The organism is Pseudoclavibacter soli DSM 23366, from assembly GCF_000423505.1.
Lineage (GTDB): Bacteria > Actinomycetota > Actinomycetes > Actinomycetales > Microbacteriaceae > Pseudoclavibacter_A > Pseudoclavibacter_A soli.
In genome coordinates, this window is record NZ_AUIC01000003.1 from 348,208 (window position 1) to 363,687 (window position 15,480).

The 15,480-nt window shown below is 65.2% G+C and carries 17 protein-coding genes; 2 read left to right on the forward strand and 15 right to left on the reverse strand.

Translation table 11 applies throughout. The features are described 5' to 3' along the window. Positions 1–92 precede the first annotated feature (92 nt). The gene (locus tag G557_RS0101610; protein ID WP_028244701.1) at positions 93–1,145 is read right to left on the reverse strand and encodes a zinc-dependent alcohol dehydrogenase family protein; all 1,053 of its coding nucleotides are present in this window, start codon (positions 1,143–1,145) and stop codon (positions 93–95) included. A 170-nt stretch (positions 1,146–1,315) separates the two neighbouring features. On the opposite strand from G557_RS0101610, the gene G557_RS0101615 reads away from it, so the two are divergent. After that, positions 1,316–1,708: a phage holin family protein gene (locus G557_RS0101615; RefSeq protein ID WP_028244702.1), complete on the forward strand. Its 393-nt coding sequence runs from the start codon at positions 1,316–1,318 to the stop codon at positions 1,706–1,708. Positions 1,709–1,714: 6 nt separating this feature from the next. Here G557_RS0101615 and G557_RS10980 read toward each other — a convergent pair whose 3' ends face one another. The 4 genes from G557_RS10980 to G557_RS10985 all read right to left on the reverse strand — a co-directional run bounded on the left by G557_RS10980 (position 1,715) and on the right by G557_RS10985 (position 4,992). After that, complete coding sequence (locus tag G557_RS10980; protein ID WP_051224069.1) at positions 1,715–2,386, reverse strand: DsbA family oxidoreductase; 672 nt, start codon at positions 2,384–2,386, stop codon at positions 1,715–1,717. A 52-nt stretch (positions 2,387–2,438) separates the two neighbouring features. After that, positions 2,439–3,248 (reverse strand): PfkB family carbohydrate kinase, encoded by an 810-nt coding sequence (locus tag G557_RS0101625; RefSeq protein ID WP_028244703.1) that lies wholly within the window; start codon positions 3,246–3,248, stop codon positions 2,439–2,441. 113 nt (positions 3,249–3,361) lie between these two features. Beyond that, entirely contained in the window at positions 3,362–3,982 is a 621-nt protein-coding gene (locus tag G557_RS0101630; protein WP_028244704.1) for an IMPACT family protein, read from the reverse strand. Positions 3,983–4,011: 29 nt separating this feature from the next. Continuing rightward, the gene (locus G557_RS10985) at positions 4,012–4,992 is read right to left on the reverse strand and encodes an MYG1 family protein (RefSeq protein ID WP_084626905.1); all 981 of its coding nucleotides are present in this window, start codon (positions 4,990–4,992) and stop codon (positions 4,012–4,014) included. A gap of 70 nt (positions 4,993–5,062) precedes the next feature. Here G557_RS10985 and G557_RS0101640 point away from each other — a divergent pair, with 70 nt between their 5' ends. Further along, the gene (locus tag G557_RS0101640; RefSeq protein ID WP_028244705.1) at positions 5,063–5,914 is read left to right on the forward strand and encodes a polyphosphate kinase 2 family protein; all 852 of its coding nucleotides are present in this window, start codon (positions 5,063–5,065) and stop codon (positions 5,912–5,914) included. 7 nt (positions 5,915–5,921) lie between these two features. Here G557_RS0101640 and der read toward each other — a convergent pair whose 3' ends face one another. From der to G557_RS0101690, 10 genes are read right to left on the reverse strand one after another with little or no spacing between them, the layout of a single operon-like run. Beyond that, positions 5,922–7,442 (reverse strand): ribosome biogenesis GTPase Der, encoded by a 1,521-nt coding sequence (der, locus tag G557_RS0101645; protein ID WP_028244706.1) that lies wholly within the window; start codon positions 7,440–7,442, stop codon positions 5,922–5,924. Then, on the reverse strand, positions 7,435–8,142 hold the full coding sequence (cmk, locus tag G557_RS0101650) for a (d)CMP kinase (RefSeq protein WP_051224072.1): 708 nt from the start codon (positions 8,140–8,142) through the stop codon (positions 7,435–7,437). The genes der and cmk overlap by 8 nt, the downstream gene beginning before the upstream one ends. Further along, positions 8,124–9,218: a prephenate dehydrogenase gene (locus G557_RS0101655; protein WP_156877044.1), complete on the reverse strand. Its 1,095-nt coding sequence runs from the start codon at positions 9,216–9,218 to the stop codon at positions 8,124–8,126. The genes cmk and G557_RS0101655 overlap by 19 nt, the downstream gene beginning before the upstream one ends. Positions 9,219–9,276: 58 nt before the next feature. Next, positions 9,277–10,035, reverse strand: coding sequence for a pseudouridine synthase (locus G557_RS0101660; RefSeq protein WP_028244709.1), 759 nt, complete (start codon positions 10,033–10,035; stop codon positions 9,277–9,279). Beyond that, the gene (gene scpB, locus G557_RS0101665) at positions 10,019–10,606 is read right to left on the reverse strand and encodes an SMC-Scp complex subunit ScpB (RefSeq protein WP_028244710.1); all 588 of its coding nucleotides are present in this window, start codon (positions 10,604–10,606) and stop codon (positions 10,019–10,021) included. Before scpB ends, G557_RS0101660 begins: the two co-directional genes overlap by 17 nt. Then, positions 10,596–11,423: a segregation and condensation protein A gene (locus G557_RS10990; RefSeq protein WP_036960272.1), complete on the reverse strand. Its 828-nt coding sequence runs from the start codon at positions 11,421–11,423 to the stop codon at positions 10,596–10,598. The genes scpB and G557_RS10990 overlap by 11 nt, the downstream gene beginning before the upstream one ends. Beyond that, positions 11,407–12,216, reverse strand: coding sequence for a ParA family protein (locus G557_RS10995; protein WP_051224075.1), 810 nt, complete (start codon positions 12,214–12,216; stop codon positions 11,407–11,409). The genes G557_RS10990 and G557_RS10995 overlap by 17 nt, the downstream gene beginning before the upstream one ends. A 9-nt stretch (positions 12,217–12,225) precedes the next feature. Further along, positions 12,226–13,191 (reverse strand): site-specific tyrosine recombinase XerD, encoded by a 966-nt coding sequence (xerD, locus tag G557_RS0101680; RefSeq protein ID WP_028244711.1) that lies wholly within the window; start codon positions 13,189–13,191, stop codon positions 12,226–12,228. A 6-nt stretch (positions 13,192–13,197) separates the two neighbouring features. Then, on the reverse strand, positions 13,198–13,758 hold the full coding sequence (locus tag G557_RS11000) for an NUDIX domain-containing protein (protein ID WP_036960274.1): 561 nt from the start codon (positions 13,756–13,758) through the stop codon (positions 13,198–13,200). Continuing rightward, complete coding sequence (locus G557_RS0101690) at positions 13,755–15,467, reverse strand: CTP synthase (protein WP_028244712.1); 1,713 nt, start codon at positions 15,465–15,467, stop codon at positions 13,755–13,757. Before G557_RS0101690 ends, G557_RS11000 begins: the two co-directional genes overlap by 4 nt. Positions 15,468–15,480: the final 13 nt, after the last annotated feature.

A 15,480-nucleotide genomic window follows, 5' to 3' on the forward strand; every position in this document is an offset into this window, starting at 1 on the left:
CTCTAGAGCTGGCGTGCAGCCAGAAACTGCACACGTGCAGACGCAAAGATGCCCGCGAGTGTAAGACCCGCGGGCATCTTTGTGTGAAGTGACTACTTGGTGAAGTCTGTGATGACCGTCACGCCGTTCACCTTGAAGTTCGACATGTCGTTGTACACGTCGATGATGCCGCCCAGGCTGGTCTCGCCGGTGACCAGGTCACCGGGGGTCAGCTTGCCAGTGGCAACCTGGTTGAGCAGGCGCGGGAACTCAGCGCGCGGCATGCCGAACGAACCGAGGTACGAGATCTCGTTGGCGATGATGTCGTTGACATCGAGCGGAATCAGACCGTCGGCGCCCATCGGGGTCATGCCGATCTGCACGGCGCGGCCCTTGCGCTTGACGCTCTTCAGCGAGCTCAGCAGCGTGGCGTTGATGCCCAGCGCGTCGACGCTGACATCGGCACCGCCGTGGGTGAGGTCACGAACGGCCTCGGCTGCGTCGGTGTTCATGCTGTTGATGGTGTGCACCGCGCCGACCTTCCTGGCGAAGTCGAGCTTGTCATCGGCGATGTCGATGGCGATCACGTTGGCACCGGCAGCGGTGGCGATCTGGATGGCCGACAGGCCGACGCCTCCCGAGCCGTACACCGAGATCCACTCGCCCGGCTGCACCTTGCCGACGCTCAGCACGCCGTGATAGGCGGTCATGAAACGGCAGCCCATGCCTGAAGCCTGAGCGAACTCGACCTCTTCGGGCAGCGGGATCAGGTTGAAGTCAGCGGTGGGCACGTGAGCATACTCGGCGAAGCCACCGTTGTAGGTGAAGCCCGGCATGGTCTGGTGCTCGCACACGTTCGAGTTGCCCTCGAGGCAGGCCTGGCAGGTGCCGTCGCCACAGGTGAACGGAACGATCACGCGATCGCCCGGCTTCACCTTGTGCACGTTCTTGCCGACCTCAGTCACGATGCCGCTCATCTCATGGCCACCGACCATGGGCAGCGGAGCCAGGAAGCCGGTCCACTCGCCCTTCCAGCCGTGCCAGTCACTGCGGCAGATGCCACAGGCCTGCACCGAGATAATGGCACCGTCATCGGTGAGCACCGGGTCTGGAACGTCAGTGACGTTCAGCGGCGCATTGAACTCTTCAAGGACTGCAGCCTTCATTGATCTCCCTTTAGTTAGGATCACCTTAACAGTGATCGTATACGATCATTTTGAGCGTAACACTGGGTAACCATTTTGACAATTAGTTCAGTATGTGCTAATGAGGCTAATTCTCATTACTGTCTGCACTCGACAGGCACACCCCCCTCCCGCGCGGGCATAATGAGGCTATGACACAGTTGCTGACCCGCATCGTACTCACCGCGCTGGCCCTCTGGGCGACCACGGCAGTGGTTCCCGGCATCCAGGTCATCCCCTTCACCGGCAGTGAACCGCTCAGCTCAATCGTCTCAATGCTGTTCGTCGCGTTGATCATCGCCGTGGTCAACGCAGCCTTGGGGCCGATCCTCAAAGTGCTGAGCCTGCCGCTGTACATAGTGACGCTCGGGCTGTGGTCAATCGTGCTCAACGCACTGCTGCTCTGGCTGGCCGCGCAGATCAGCTCGCTGTTCGGCTGGGGCCTCGTCATCGACCGGTTCTGGTGGTCGGCCGTCTTGGGTGCGATCGTGCTCGGTTTCGTCAACTGGGCACTCAGTGTGCTCACCCGAAGGCTCACGGCCTGAGAGGCCTCACTCGGCGCGCGCGACGCCCTCCTGCCACACCTGCTCGAGCGCACGCTCGAACACTTCGACTGGCTGTGCACCCGGCAGCGCGTAGGCGTTCTGCAGCACGAAGAACGGCACCCCGGTGATGCCGAGCTCATTGGCACGCTGGATGTCGTCGGCCACCGCCTGCTCTTCGGCCTCGCCATCGAGAGCAGCCCGGGCCTGCTCAGCACTCAGGCCCACCTGCCGGGCCAGCTCAACCAGCGTCTGATCGTCAGCGACGTCAGCACCCTGTTCGAAGTGCGCCGCGAACAGCGCTTCGACCAGTCTCGACTGTGCTGCCTCTCCGCCCTCACGCAGTGCAGCCTGCAGCAGACGATGCGCGCGACGAGTGTTCGCCACCACGGTGCGGTCGAAGCGGTATTCGATGTCGACGTCGCGGCCTCGCTCAGCGATCTGCGCGAACATGCCCTCTACCTGCTCAGCCGAAAGCCCTTTGCGTTCAACCAGATAGTCGAGCTCACTGCCAGTGGCATCAGCCGGCACATCAGGGTCGAGCTGATAGCTGTGGAAGGTGACCCGGACATCCTGCGCATGCGGAAAGTTGGCCAGTGCACGCTGCAGCGACCGCTCGCCCAGATAGCACCAGGGGCAGGCCACATCAGACCACACGTCAATCGAGATCGTCTTCGTCATGGTGGGGCCAACGTTGCGCGTCGCGGCGGTATTCCGATGACTCGGCCCGGCGTCAGGCCTGAACGGCGCCCTGCCAAATCACGTCGAACGGCGCCTGCGAGGTGACTCGAGCCTTGATGCCGTCGGTCACAAACCGCTTGGCACGCCTGGCCGCCTCGAGCGGGGTGTCTCCCTGAGCCAGTGCAGCCGTCACCGCGGCAGCAAGCGTGCACCCGGCACCGGCGACCACGTGCTCGCCGACCTTCGGCTCGCGCAGCACCTCGAGAGTGGTGCCGTCATAGAACACGTCGATCGCGTCGGGCCCCTCGAGCCGCACGCCACCCTTGGCGAGCACGGCTGCGCCGCTGCGATCATGGATGCGCTTGGCCGCCTCGATCAGATCAGTCTCGTTGCCGATGTGCTCAAGCCCAGACAGCCGCTCCGATTCGAAGTGGTTGGGCGTGACGAACGTGGCCTTGGGCAGCACCTGAGTGATGAGCGCCTGATCGGTGTCGAGCGCGGCACCCGGCTCTTGCCCCTTGCAGATCAGCACTGGATCAAGCACGACGTTCTGATACTCGCGCTCGCTGAGCGCCTGCGCCACCCGCTCGATGCTGGCCGGCACGCCGAGCATGCCGATCTTCACCGTCTGCAGCTGGTCTGGGCCATAGGCCGAGGTGATCGCCTCGATCTGGTCGCTGATCACCTGGGGATCGACCGGCACAAACCGATGCCCCCAGTTGTTCTTGGGATCAAACGAGACGATGCAGGTGAGCGCAATGGCACCGAACACACCGAACTGCTGAAAGGTCTTGAGGTCGGCCTGGGCACCGGCACCGCCGGTGGCTTCGGATCCGGCGATTGTGTACGCGAATGATGGCATGCGGCAATTCTACGCGCCGAGACGTGCACATATTCACGCCCCGTGCACGATCTCCCCCTCAGCATGCCCAACCTGACGAAATTATGCGCAGCACGGTGAAATCGTGCCCCCACTCACGCCATGAGGCGGTGCCCGACCACACTCGGCGCAGCCCGCCCCGAGGCCGCCTGCACCATCTGGGCCAGTGCGGCCTCGGCATCGGCGGCGACCACGGCGAAACGCAGGGTGACCGACTGGGTCCATGCAGCATCCAAAGCAGCCCACCCCTGCTGCCGCGCCAACCGCTGCAGCAGCGCGGCATCAGCGTGCGAGGCGGTGACCTGCACCTCGACGCACTCGCGCACCCGCACCAAATCGCAGGCACCGATCGCAGCCTGCGCGGCATCGCGATAGGCGCGGGTGAGCCCACCAGTGCCGAGCAGCACGCCGCCGAAGTAGCGCGTGACCACACAGACCGCCCAGCCGAGATCCGCGGCCTGCAGCGCCTCGAGGATGGGCCGCCCGGCAGTACCCGACGGTTCACCGTCGTCGTTCGAGCGTGCCACCTCCGCACGATCACCGACGATGAACGCCGTGCAATGGTGTCTGGCCTGTGGATGCCGGGCGCGCACCTGCGCGATGGTCGCGCGAGCCCCGGTCTCAGTCGCAGCCGGCGCGAGGTGGGCCAGAAAGCGCGAGCGCTGCACCACGATCTCGGCGTGGGCTGGTGCCGCTGGGGTGAGAAACTGCGTCATGCCTGTCCGGGCCTTGCGAGTGCCATCGATCAGTGCTGAGCGCTGCCTTCAACAGGCTGAGCGTTCAGCAACTGCTGCTTCGCCTCGCGGTCGAACGCCACCGACTCGGGCTGGGCCAGTGCCTGGCGCAGCAGCTCAAGCGCGCCCTCTTTGCTCTTGGCTGCGCCGATAAACCCGGCTTTGTGCGTGAACACGACGTCGGGCACACCGGTGAGCTCAGCCAAATGCGCCTGCTCTTGCCCGCGCCAGGCCGCTGGCAGATACACCCGCGACTCGAAGCTGGCAGAGTCGACTTGCACCGTCTTGATCGCCCAATCACCGTTGGCGTTCGGAAACACGACAAACTGCAGCAACGGCTGCTTGCTGGCGATGCCCCCATGCGGCACGAAGCGATCGAGCACAACGTAGCGGGCATCGTCAGTCTGCGAGTACGCCTCCACGAAATAGCGCTTGCCCGCCACCGCATCGCGGGTCTTGGCCCGCAGACGCAGCAGCAGCTGCGTGGCGACGGCTACCGCCTTCTCGAACTGCGCATCGAACTCTTCAGCCTGCGTCTCGACCAGCTCACCGGTCTCGGGGTCGGTCAGGCTCACCGGGTTGAACCAGCCGAGCGTCTCTGAGATGTCGATCGGCCGAGCCTTGAAGTCGGTCAGCGTGTAGAGGTCTTGACCGTTGTCCACCGCATCGATGGCCTGCACCAACGAGCGATCCATGCGCTCCCACACCTCTTCGTCGCCGCCGACGAACTCGCGCCCGAAATGCTGCCAGAGCAGCCCGAAGGCCGAGTAGAGGATGCCATTCTCACGCGCCCCCGAAGTCTTCTGATGGTGGTCGAAGCGCAGCTTCTCAGGGTCGTACACACCGCCCACGTCGAGCACGATGTCGCCGGAGGCGATCACCTCAGGGTCGCGGGTGCGCACCAACGTCGAGTCGGGGTAGAGCTGGCGCAGCAGCGTCACGCCGAAAATGTCATCGGCGTGGAACTTGCCGTTATGAGTCACGATTTTCACATCGGCCAGTCTACGCGGTGACCTTCGGCCATCCACCGCCCGCGCACCGCCAACGCATACGATAGATGCCATGAAAACTCCCTGGAAAAGCTCGCCCCGTGATCTGCTGCGTTTCGATCCCGGGCAGTTGCTTGCCGATATTGACCCCGCCAGCACTCCCGGCTGGAAGAAAGATGCCGATCCTGTCGAGTTTTTAGCCGACACTGCAAATCACCTGGCAGATCTGCAGGAGCTCATGTTCGCCAACGGCCGCACCGAAACCGGTGACCAGCGATCACTGCTCTTGGTGCTGCAGGCCATGGACACCGCTGGAAAGGGCGGCATCGTGCGACACGTGATCGGCAATGTCGATCCGCAGGGCACACACATCCACGGATTCAAAGCGCCCACTCCCGAAGAGCGCAAGCACGATTTTCTGTGGCGAGTGCGCAAAGAGCTGCCAGCAGTCGGCCTGATCGGCGTTTTCGATCGTTCACACTATGAAGACGTGCTGATTCATCGCGTGCGCAACCTCACCCCGCTGCCCGAGATCGAGAAGCGCTACGGCATCATCAACGATTTCGAGGCCGAGCTCGCCGAGCAGGGCATCACCGTGGTGAAGGTCATGCTGCATATCTCAAAAGACGAGCAGCGCCGACGCCTCGCCTCACGCCTCGACCGCTCCGACAAGCACTGGAAGTACTCCCCCGGCGACGTCGACGAACGCGAGCTGTGGCCGGCGTATCAAGAGGCGTACGAGATCGCCCTGACCCGCACCTCGACCCCAAGTGCGCCTTGGCACGTGGTGCCGGCCGACTCGAAGCCCTACGCTCGCGCCGCTGTGCAGCAGATACTGATCGAAACACTCGAAGACCTGCACCAGCAGTGGCCCCCGGCCGACTTCGACATCGAGACCGAGCGGGCGCGGCTGGCCGCCAGCTGAACGCTGCCTACTTCTTCTTGCCCCGGCGCTCACGCACACGCATGTTGATCTGGATCGGTGTGCCGACGAACCCATAGACCTCGCGCAGGCGGCGGGTGATGAAGCGGCGGTACTGCGGATCCATAAAGCCGCTGGTAAACAGCACGAAGGTCGGTGGCTGGCTTGAGGCCTGCGTGCCGAACAGAATGCGCGGCTGCTTTCCGCCGCGCACCGGGTGCGGGTTCGCCTGGGTGAGCTCATGAATAAACGCGTTGAACTTGCCGGTCGGAACCCGAGTATCCCAACCGTCCAAGGCTGCCTCAAGTGCAGGCACCAACTTCTCGAGGTGACGCCCCGTTTTGGCCGAGATGTTCACCCGCGGCGCCCAGGCGACGTGCGACAGCCGTTGATCGATCTCGCGTTCGAGGTAGATGCGGCGTTCGTCGTCGAGCAGATCCCACTTGTTGAACGCGAGCACCAGCGCACGCCCCGACTCGACCACCATGTCGATGATGCGCAGATCTTGGTCGGAGAGCGACTCAGTGACGTCGAGCACCACGACGGCCACCTCAGCTCGATCGAGTGCCGACTGCGTACGCAGCGTGGCGTAGTAGTCACTGCCCTGTTGCAGATGCACGCGACGACGGATGCCCGCAGTATCGACGAACCGCCAGGTCTTGCCGAGGATGGTGACCAGTTCGTCAACCGGATCACGGGTGGTGCCCGCCAAGTCGTTGACCACCGCACGATTGGTGCCGGTGGCTTTATTCAGCAGGCTCGACTTGCCTACGTTCGGACGGCCGATCAGCGCCACACGGCGTGGGCCGCCAGGTTGCGCCTGGGCGATCTTCGACTCTTTGGGCAGCAACGCGATCACTGCGTCGAGCAGATCGCCCGAACCGCGGCCGTGCAGTGCCGAGACAGGGAACGGCTCGCCGAGCCCCAGCCCCCACAGCGCAGCAACGTCGGCCTCGCGGGCGCCGTCGTCGACCTTGTTGGCGACCAACAGCACGGGTTTGCCCGAGCGGCGCAGCACCTGCACCAGCTGCTCGTCGGTCGAGGTGACCCCTACCGTGGCGTCGACCACGAACAGCACGGCGTCGGCCTCCGAGATGGCTAGCTCGGCCTGCTCGGCAACCTTCGCGTCGAGCCCTTTCGCCTCGAGCTCCCACCCACCGGTGTCGACCAGGGTGAACGGCCGGCCGTTCCACTCGGCGTCATACGACACCCGATCGCGGGTGACACCGGGAGTGTCTTCGACCACAGCCTCGCGGCGGCCGAGCACACGGTTGACCAGCGTCGACTTGCCCACGTTGGGGCGCCCGACCACTGCCAGCACCGGCGGCGCGGGGCGCGGGGCGCTGCGTTCGGCACGCTCTTCATCGCCGAGAATCAGCTGTGCGTCTTCAGGCTCAAGCTCGTACTCATCGAGCGCTGCCCGGGCGACATCTGCCACCTGCTGCTCGAGGTCGGGCGCCAGCCCCTGCAGTCGTTGGGCGAGCTCGTCGGCGCTGGTGGTGCCGAACTCAGGTTCGCGTGGTTCACTCATGGTGCTCCTTCGTCGTAGAGGCGGCCACCAGGTCGGCGACTGTCTCGGTGACCTCGTCAAGGGTGAGGTCGCTGGTGTCAAGCAGGGTGACGCCGTCGGCGGCGTTGGCGAAGTCGACGACGGTCAGATCGCGGGCGTCTCGCTCGCTGATGCGCTGGGCAATGCCCGCAACGTCGTCGCTGCCGAGCTGTGCGGCACGTCGGCGTGCTCGTGCGTCGACCGATGCGGTCAGCAGGATGCGCACGGCCGCATCGGGAAAGGTCACGGTGGTGATGTCGCGCCCCTCGACCACCAGACCGGGCGCACTGGTGGTGGCTGCCAGGTGGCGGAAGGCGTGATTGAGGTGATCACGCACCGCTGGCACGCTGGAATAGCGGCTGACCGACTGGCTGACCTCAGGGGTGCGGATGGCCTCGGTGACGTCGACTCCCCCGACCGTGATGCGATCTGCCCCGAAACTCGAGGCGACCACTTGGTCGAAGTGGGCCAGCGCTGAGTTCAGCACCTGGGCATCCGCTGGGTCGACGCCGTCGCGCAACCCGATCCAGGTGAGCACACGGTACCAAGCACCGGTGTCGAGATGTGCGAAGCCCAGACGAGCCGCGACCGCGCGAGCCGTGCTCGATTTGCCCGAGCCGGCCGGGCCATCGATGGCGACCACCGGCCGCAGGGTCTCTGCGCTCATCTGCTGATCCGCCATGATCGCTCCTCTAGTGCGTCGGCCAGTGCATCACGGCGGTCGGGCACGACCGACAACTCGACCAAGCCGAACTGTGCCTGCGGCGAGTGCTCGATGCGCACGTCTTCGATATTCACGCCGATCTCGCCCACCTCGGCGAACAACCGGGCCAGCTCGCCCGGTCGGTCGTCGACGAAGACCACCAGCGAGGCGTACGTGGCATCGGTGCCGTGCTTGCCGGGAATGCGTCGCACGCCGGTGTTGCCGTCAATGAACAGCTCAACGATGTCACGCCGCGCGCCGGGCGCTTCGACGTCGGAGAGATCGGTGATCATGCGGTCGAGATCGTCGCGCAGACCGGTGAGCACCTCGACCACCTCGGGAGCGTTTGCGGCCAGAATCTGCAACCACAGCCCGGGATCGCTCGCGGCGATGCGCGTGGTGTCGCGCAGCCCCTGCCCGGCTAGGCCCACCTCTGACGGCGAGCCGCCATTGAGCCGTGCAGCCAACAGCGTGGCCACCACCTGAGGCGCGTGCGAGATCAGCGCCACGGCACGATCGTGCTGCTCAGGCGCCAGGTGCACCGGCACAGCCTCGACATCGAGGGCCAGTCGCTCGATGACTTCGAGCGCTTCAGGCGAGGTCTGCGCGTGCTCGGCAATCACCCACGGCTGGCCGAGAAACAGATCTGCGCGTGCGGAGATCGGCCCACCACGTTCTCGCCCGGCCATTGGATGCGAGCCCAGATACCGTGTGAGGTCAGCCCCACGCACGGCAAGTTCAGTGACGATTGCCGACTTCACACTGGCGACGTCAGTGACGAACGCCTCAGGCCAGCGGGTCAGTTGCTCGGCGACCACAGCACTCGTCAGCTCTGGCGGTACGGCCACCACAACCAGCGCCGGCACATCACCAGGTTCGAGTCGGCGGCCAGCCCCATAGTCTGCCGCGAGCGCGAGTGCGCTCGGTGAGGTGTCTTCGAGCAACACCTCGACTCCGCGCAGTCTGAGAGCCAACCCGATGCTGGCGCCCAGCAGCCCGGTGCCCACGATCAGCACCGGCGAGACGGTGCGGGCAACGTCGTGACTGATGCTCATGTGCCCTTTCGAAGCTGACTGACGGGGAGTGGCGCGAACACTGCGCGCACATGGCAGTCTACTTGTCTGTCGTGGCTTTCAGTAAACTGCCCACCTCACGATCGGTCAGCGGGCGCATGGCTCCCTCGGCCAAATCCCCCAGACGCACCGGGCCGACGCTGCGGCGCAGCAGATCGATCACCGGGTGGCCGACTGCCGCGAGCATCCTGCGCACGATGCGGTTGCGCCCCGAGTGCAGGGTGACTTCGACCAGGCTGCGCCCTTCGCTGCGATCGACTACCCGGGCGCGATCAACCGCGATCGGGCCGTCGTCGAGTTGCACACCGTCGCGCAGCTTGGCCAAGGTGCCCGGCTGCACCGTGCCGCGCACAAGAGCCAGGTAGACCTTCTCGATCTCGAATGACGGGTGCATCAGCCGGTGCGCGAGCTCACCGTCATTCGTCAGCAGCAGCAGCCCGCGGGTGGCCTCGTCGAGACGCCCGACGTTGAAGATGCGACCGGTCTCGGCCGTGACGTACTGCGACAGATCGGGGCGGCCCTGTTCGTCGTGCATGGTGCTGACCACGCCGGCCGGTTTATTGAGCAGGTAGTAGCGCAGGTCAGGGTCGGTCACGATCACCAGCCCATCGACCTCGATGCGGTCACGCAGCGGGTCGACGCGGGTGCCCAGTTCTCGCGCAACTTGACCGTTGACGCGTACTCGGCCTGCGACGATGAGTTCTTCGCTGGCCCGCCGCGAGGCGACGCCGGCCTGAGCCATCACTTTCTGCAGCCGCTGCCCCTCAGCGTTCGCGGCGGTGTCATGCGTGTTCGTCATCAGGATCCTCATCGAGCAGGTCAGAAATGGGTGGCAGTTCGGCCAGCGAGTTGATGCCGAGGTGCACCAGCAGCTCGTCAGTGGTCTCGAACAGGGTGGCTTGAGTGTGTTCGTCGATGCCGGCTTCGGTGATCAGCCCGCGAGTCAGTAGCGTGCGCACCACCGAGTCCACGTTGACCGCACGGATGGCCGCGATCTGTCCACGGCTGATCGGCTGTTTGTAGGCGATCACGGCGAGAGTTTCGAGAGCGGCCTGTGAGAGTCGTGCGGGTGCCTGCTCAGCCAGCAGAGCCTGCACCACCGGTTCGCAGCCGGCGCGCACATACAGCTGCCACCCGCCGGCCAGCTGGCGCAGCTCGAACCCGCGAGCGGGCACGTCATCGCCTCCGGCGTAGTCACGCTGCAAGTTCTGCAGAGCGCGCACCACATCGGGTTCGGGAGTCTGTGTGGCGGCGGCGAGCGCAGCCGATTCGATCGGTCGGTCTGCCGAGATCAGCAGCGCCTCGAGCGCAGTGGGCAGCGGGATGCGCGGCTCGGCTGGCTGCCCCGGCTGCGGTGGTTCAGTGGTCATATTCGGCTCCCAACGCGATCAGCTGTTCGTCGCTCCAGTGCTCGGCGCTCCATCGTACGCTCAGCGGGCCGAGTGGTTCGAGCTGTTCCAAGCTCACCGCCGCCTCGCGAAACAGTTCGAGCACGGCCAGAAATCGAGCCACGATCTCGCCCCGTACTCTCGCGTCGGCGATCAACTCGGTGAAGGTGAGCTGGCCGGCACGGCGCAGCCGGTCGGCGATGATTCCGGCCTGTTCCCGGATGCTCACAGCTGGTGCGTGCAGATGTGCCAGCCCGATGGTCTCGGGCGCCTTGGGCGCCAGAGCGATGCGAGCCAGCACGGCGAAGTCGTCGAGGCTGGTCGTCCAGATCAGCTCGGGCAGCCCCGGCCGCAGCCGTTCGTCGATGCCGGCGGTGCGGGCCAACCGGCCAGATTCGGCGGCCAGACGCTGCGCAAACCATGTCGACGACTCTTTGAAGGCACGGTACTGCAAGAGTCTGGCGAACAGCAGATCGCGAGCCTCGAAGGCAGCGATGTCATCAGCATCGACGGCCTCTCCCCGTGGCAAAAGCCCGGCGACTTTCATGTCGAGCAGCGTGGCCGCGATCACGATGAACTGGCTGGCCTGTTCGAGCTGGCCGGCGTCATCGAGCGCTCGCACATAGTCGATGAACTCTGCGGTGACTGCGCTGAGCGACACCTCGGTGACGTCGACCTCGTGGCGGCCGATCAGCTGCAGCAGCAGGTCGAACGGCCCGTCGAAGTTCTCGAGGCGCACCGCGAACGAGGCATCGTCGTGCGCTTCGGCGCCCGCTGCAGGTTCAGGGAGCTCCGCCACGCGAGATCAGTTCTCGGGCCAAGCTGCGGTAGGTCTGGGCTGCCACATGTGTGCTGGCGAACTCGGTGATGGGCTTGGCAGCGACGGTGGCGTCGGGAAACTTGACCGTGCGCGGGATGATCGTCTCGAACACCTTGTCGCCAAAAGCCTCGCGCACGCGCTCGAGCACCTCGCGCGCATGCAACGTGCGAGAGTCGAACATGGTGGTGACGATGCCGTCGAGCTCGAGCGAGGGGTTGAGCCGGTCTTGCACCTTCTCGATGGTCTCAACCAGCAGCGCGACACCACGCAGTGCGAAGTACTCAGCCTCGAGCGGAATGAGCACTCCATGCGCTGCGGTCAGCGCGTTGATCGCGAGCAGCCCCAGTGAGGGCTGGCAGTCGACCAGAATCACGTCATAGTCACCGCTGACCTGACGCAGGGCACGGCTGAGCGCCTGCTCGCGCGCCACCTCGTTGACCAGCTGCAGCTCAGCCGCAGAAAGATCGATATTGGCTGGCAGCACGTCGAGGCCTGATTCGGTGTGCACGATCACCGATGCGGTGTCGCGCACCGTGCCCATCAGCAGCTCGTAGACCGTGGGCCCGTCGAGAGTCTGCACACCGAGCGCTGCTGACAGTGCCCCCTGCGGATCGAAGTCGACCAGCAGCACGCGACGACCGTACTCTTGCAGCGCCGCACCGAGATTGACCGAGGTCGTGGTCTTTCCGACACCGCCTTTCTGGTTGCACAGCGCGATGATGCGCGCCGGGCCGTGCGTCGACAGCGGCTGGGGTTCGGGAAAATCACTCACCGTGCCATTCTACCCGCGATGATGCGCTCGTGGATGGCTGGTTGCGTAGACCTCGCGCAGCCCCTCCTGCGTGACCAGTGTGTACACCTGTGTGGTCGCCACCGAGGCATGCCCCAGCAGCTCCTGTACCACACGAATGTCGGCACCGCCCGAGAGCAGATGCGTGGCGAACGAGTGTCGCAGCACATGCGGTGAGACGCGATCTGCCAGCCCCACCCGATCGGCGGCACGCTCAAGGATGGTCCACACCGCCTGTCGCGACAACGGCCCTCCGCGCACGCCCAGAAACAGGCGTGCGCGGCCTCGCCCATGTGCAGCCAAGCCCGGCCGGGCTCGCACTAAGTAGGCATCCAGCGCAGCCCGTGCCATCGCACCAATCGGCACGATCCGCTCTTTGTCACCTTTGCCACGCAACCGCACGATCGACAGCGCGGACTCCGGCGACTCCTCATCGCCCAGCTGCTGCAGATCGTCGACGCACACGTCACACAGTTCGCTCACCCGGGCTCCGGTGGCGTAGAGAAACTCCAGAATGGCCCGATCGCGCAGGGCGATCGGATCATCACCGGGCACCGACTCGAGCAGTCTGGTCACCTCATCGATGCTGAGCGCCTTCGGCAGACGCCGACCACGCTTGGGCGCGCGCAGCCCCGGCGACGGATCCTGCGCACTGGCCCCATCAAGAAACAGAAAGTGGTGAAAGCTGCGCACCGCACTGAGCATCCGTGCCGCCGTGGCCGCACTGGTCTCGACCTGCTGCACTGCTCGCGTCTCGTTGAGCCATAACGGATACTCGGCGATGCGGCGCTCGGTGACCTCTGTCGCATCCGTGATGCCAGCCTCAGCCAGCCAGCGACCGTAGCTGCGCAAATCACGCCGATATGCCTCGGCCGTGTTGGCCGACAGAGCGCGTTCAACGCGCAGCTGCCGCAGAAACGCATCGACCTGCGCGGCGAATCCGGCGGGTGCGTTCATCGTGGCCTAGGCCCGCCTGGCTGCCTCGGCGAGTACGCCGATGACCAAGGTGGGGTTGCGCACACGCGAGCTGCGCACCGCCTCGAGCACTTCGGCGAACGGGCGCCAAACCAGTTCGAGCTCCACCTCTTCGCCGTCTCGTGCGAAATGTTCGGTCGAGTGCAGCCCCTCTGCGCGGTAGAGCCGCAGCAGTTCGTTGCTGCCGCCAGGGGTCGTATAGCAGTCGATCAAGTGCTCCCAGTGGTCAGCGCGCAGTTCAACCTCTTCGGCCAGCTCGCGCTGGGCGGCGGCCTGCGGGTCTTCGCCCGGCACATCGAGCAGACCGGCCGGCAGCTCCCACAGACGCGAGCGCACCGGGTGACGATACTGACGAATCAGGGCGAGACGGTCGTGCTCGTCTACTGCCAGAACGCCCACGGCACCGGGGTGTTCGACGAATTCGCGTGTGAGCGTCTGCCCGTCGAACTCGAAGGTTTCGGTCACTAGGTCAAAGACGTGGCCGTGGGCCAGCACACGGCCTTCGCTTACCGGCAGGTGCGCCGGCTGATCAGCCAGCGGCTCCGTCATTCGGCAGTCTCGCCGGTCTCGGCAGCCGCGTCGTCGGCGTCGAACAGTCGCGAGGCCTGCTGTCGATCGAGAGCGGCCGCGATCAGACCGGCGAACAGCGGATGCGGTGAGGTCGGCCGTGATTTGAACTCCGGATGCGCTTGGGTCGCCACGTAGTACGGGTGCTCGTCTCTGGGCAGTTCGACGAACTCCACCAGATGCCCGTCGGGCGAGGTGCCGCTGAATACCAGGCCGGCCTCGGCGATGCGATCACGGTAGGTGTTGTTCACCTCGTAACGGTGACGGTGACGCTCGGTCACCTCGGTGCTGCCGTAGGCTTCGGCGACGATCGACCCGGGGGTCAGACGTGCCTCGTAGGAGCCCAGGCGCATGGTACCGCCGAGGTCGCCCGCGGCGAGCACGTCAACCTGCTCAGCCATGGTGGCGATCACCGGCTGCGGAGTCTCGGGGTCGAACTCGCTCGATGAGGCATCGACCAGACCAGCTTTGGCCCGAGCGTACTCAATCACCATGCACTGCAGCCCCAAGCACAGGCCGAGCGCGGGAAGACGCTGCTCGCGTGCGTAGGTCAGGGCGGCGAGCTTGCCCTCGATGCCACGAATGCCGAACCCGCCCGGCACGCAGATGGCATCGACGGCACCAAGCTCGCGCTCGCGCACAGCCTCGTCGAGCAGGCTGTCTGACGGAATCCATTTGATGTCGACCTTGACAGTGTGTGCGAAACCACCGGCACGCAACGCCTCAGTCACCGACAGATACGCGTCGGGCAGATCGATGTACTTGCCGACGAGGCCCACAGTGACCCGATGGCGCGGGTGGTGCACGGCGTCGAGCACCGGCTGCCAGCGAGACCAGTCGACTGGCTGCGCCTCAAGGTGCAGCTGATCGAGGATCACTCGGTCGAGGCCCTCGGCGTGAATGATGGTGGGAATGTCGTAGATGCTCGCCGCATCAGGGCAGTTCACCACGGCCTCGTCTTCGACGTTGCACATCAGGGCGATCTTCGACTTGATCGACTCGCCGACTGGGCGGTCAGAGCGAAGCACGATCGCGTCGGGCTGCACGCCGATCGAACGCAGCGCGGCCACCGAGTGTTGGGTGGGCTTGGTCTTCAGCTCGCCGCTGGGGCCGATGAACGGCACCAGCGAAACGTGCACGAAGAACACGTTGTCGCGGCCGAGCTCCTGCCGAATCTGTCGCGCGGCTTCCAAGAAGGGCTGCGACTCGATGTCGCCGACCGTGCCGCCAATCTCGGTGATGATCACGTCTGGCAGGTCGTCGCCTTCGGCCTGCGCGCGCATGCGCCGCTTGATCTCATCGGTGATGTGTGGAATGACCTGCACGGTATCGCCCAGGTACTCGCCGCGCCGTTCTTTGGCGATGACCGTCGAATACACCTGGCCGGTGGTGACGTTGGCAGCCTGCGACAGATTGATGTCGAGAAAGCGTTCGTAGTGGCCGATGTCGAGGTCGGTCTCGGCGCCGTCTTCGGTGACGAACACCTCACCGTGCTGGAACGGGTTCATGGTGCCCGGATCGACGTTGAGATACGGGTCGAGCTTCTGCATCACGACGCGCACGCCGCTGGCCCGAAGGATGTGTCCGAGGCTGGCTGCGGTAAGCCCCTTGCCAAGTGACGACACCACACCGCCGGTCACGAAGATCTGTTTGACTGTTCTGTTCGCCTGGGGGCTCTGCGCATCATCCACGGAACTTCATCCT

Excerpts from the sequence above, each read along its gene's own strand:
- scpB (WP_028244710.1), bottom strand. The coding sequence starts at position 10,606 with ATGACCACTGAACCACCGCAGCCGGGGCAGCCAGCCGAGCCGCGCATC.
- G557_RS0101655 (WP_156877044.1), bottom strand. The coding sequence starts at position 9,218 with ATGAGCATCAGTCACGACGTTGCCCGCACCGTCTCGCCGGTGCTGATC.
- G557_RS0101660 (WP_028244709.1), bottom strand. The coding sequence starts at position 10,035 with ATGACGAACACGCATGACACCGCCGCGAACGCTGAGGGGCAGCGGCTG.
- der (WP_028244706.1), bottom strand. The coding sequence starts at position 7,442 with ATGAGTGAACCACGCGAACCTGAGTTCGGCACCACCAGCGCCGACGAG.
- G557_RS0101610 (WP_028244701.1), bottom strand. The coding sequence starts at position 1,145 with ATGAAGGCTGCAGTCCTTGAAGAGTTCAATGCGCCGCTGAACGTCACT.
- G557_RS0101640 (WP_028244705.1), top strand. The coding sequence starts at position 5,063 with ATGAAAACTCCCTGGAAAAGCTCGCCCCGTGATCTGCTGCGTTTCGAT.
- cmk (WP_051224072.1), bottom strand. The coding sequence starts at position 8,142 with ATGGCGGATCAGCAGATGAGCGCAGAGACCCTGCGGCCGGTGGTCGCC.
- G557_RS0101615 (WP_028244702.1), top strand. The coding sequence starts at position 1,316 with ATGACACAGTTGCTGACCCGCATCGTACTCACCGCGCTGGCCCTCTGG.
- xerD (WP_028244711.1), bottom strand. The coding sequence starts at position 13,191 with ATGAACGCACCCGCCGGATTCGCCGCGCAGGTCGATGCGTTTCTGCGG.
- G557_RS11000 (WP_036960274.1), bottom strand. The coding sequence starts at position 13,758 with ATGACGGAGCCGCTGGCTGATCAGCCGGCGCACCTGCCGGTAAGCGAA.
- G557_RS10980 (WP_051224069.1), bottom strand. The coding sequence starts at position 2,386 with ATGACGAAGACGATCTCGATTGACGTGTGGTCTGATGTGGCCTGCCCC.
- G557_RS0101625 (WP_028244703.1), bottom strand. The coding sequence starts at position 3,248 with ATGCCATCATTCGCGTACACAATCGCCGGATCCGAAGCCACCGGCGGT.
- G557_RS0101630 (WP_028244704.1), bottom strand. The coding sequence starts at position 3,982 with ATGACGCAGTTTCTCACCCCAGCGGCACCAGCCCACGCCGAGATCGTG.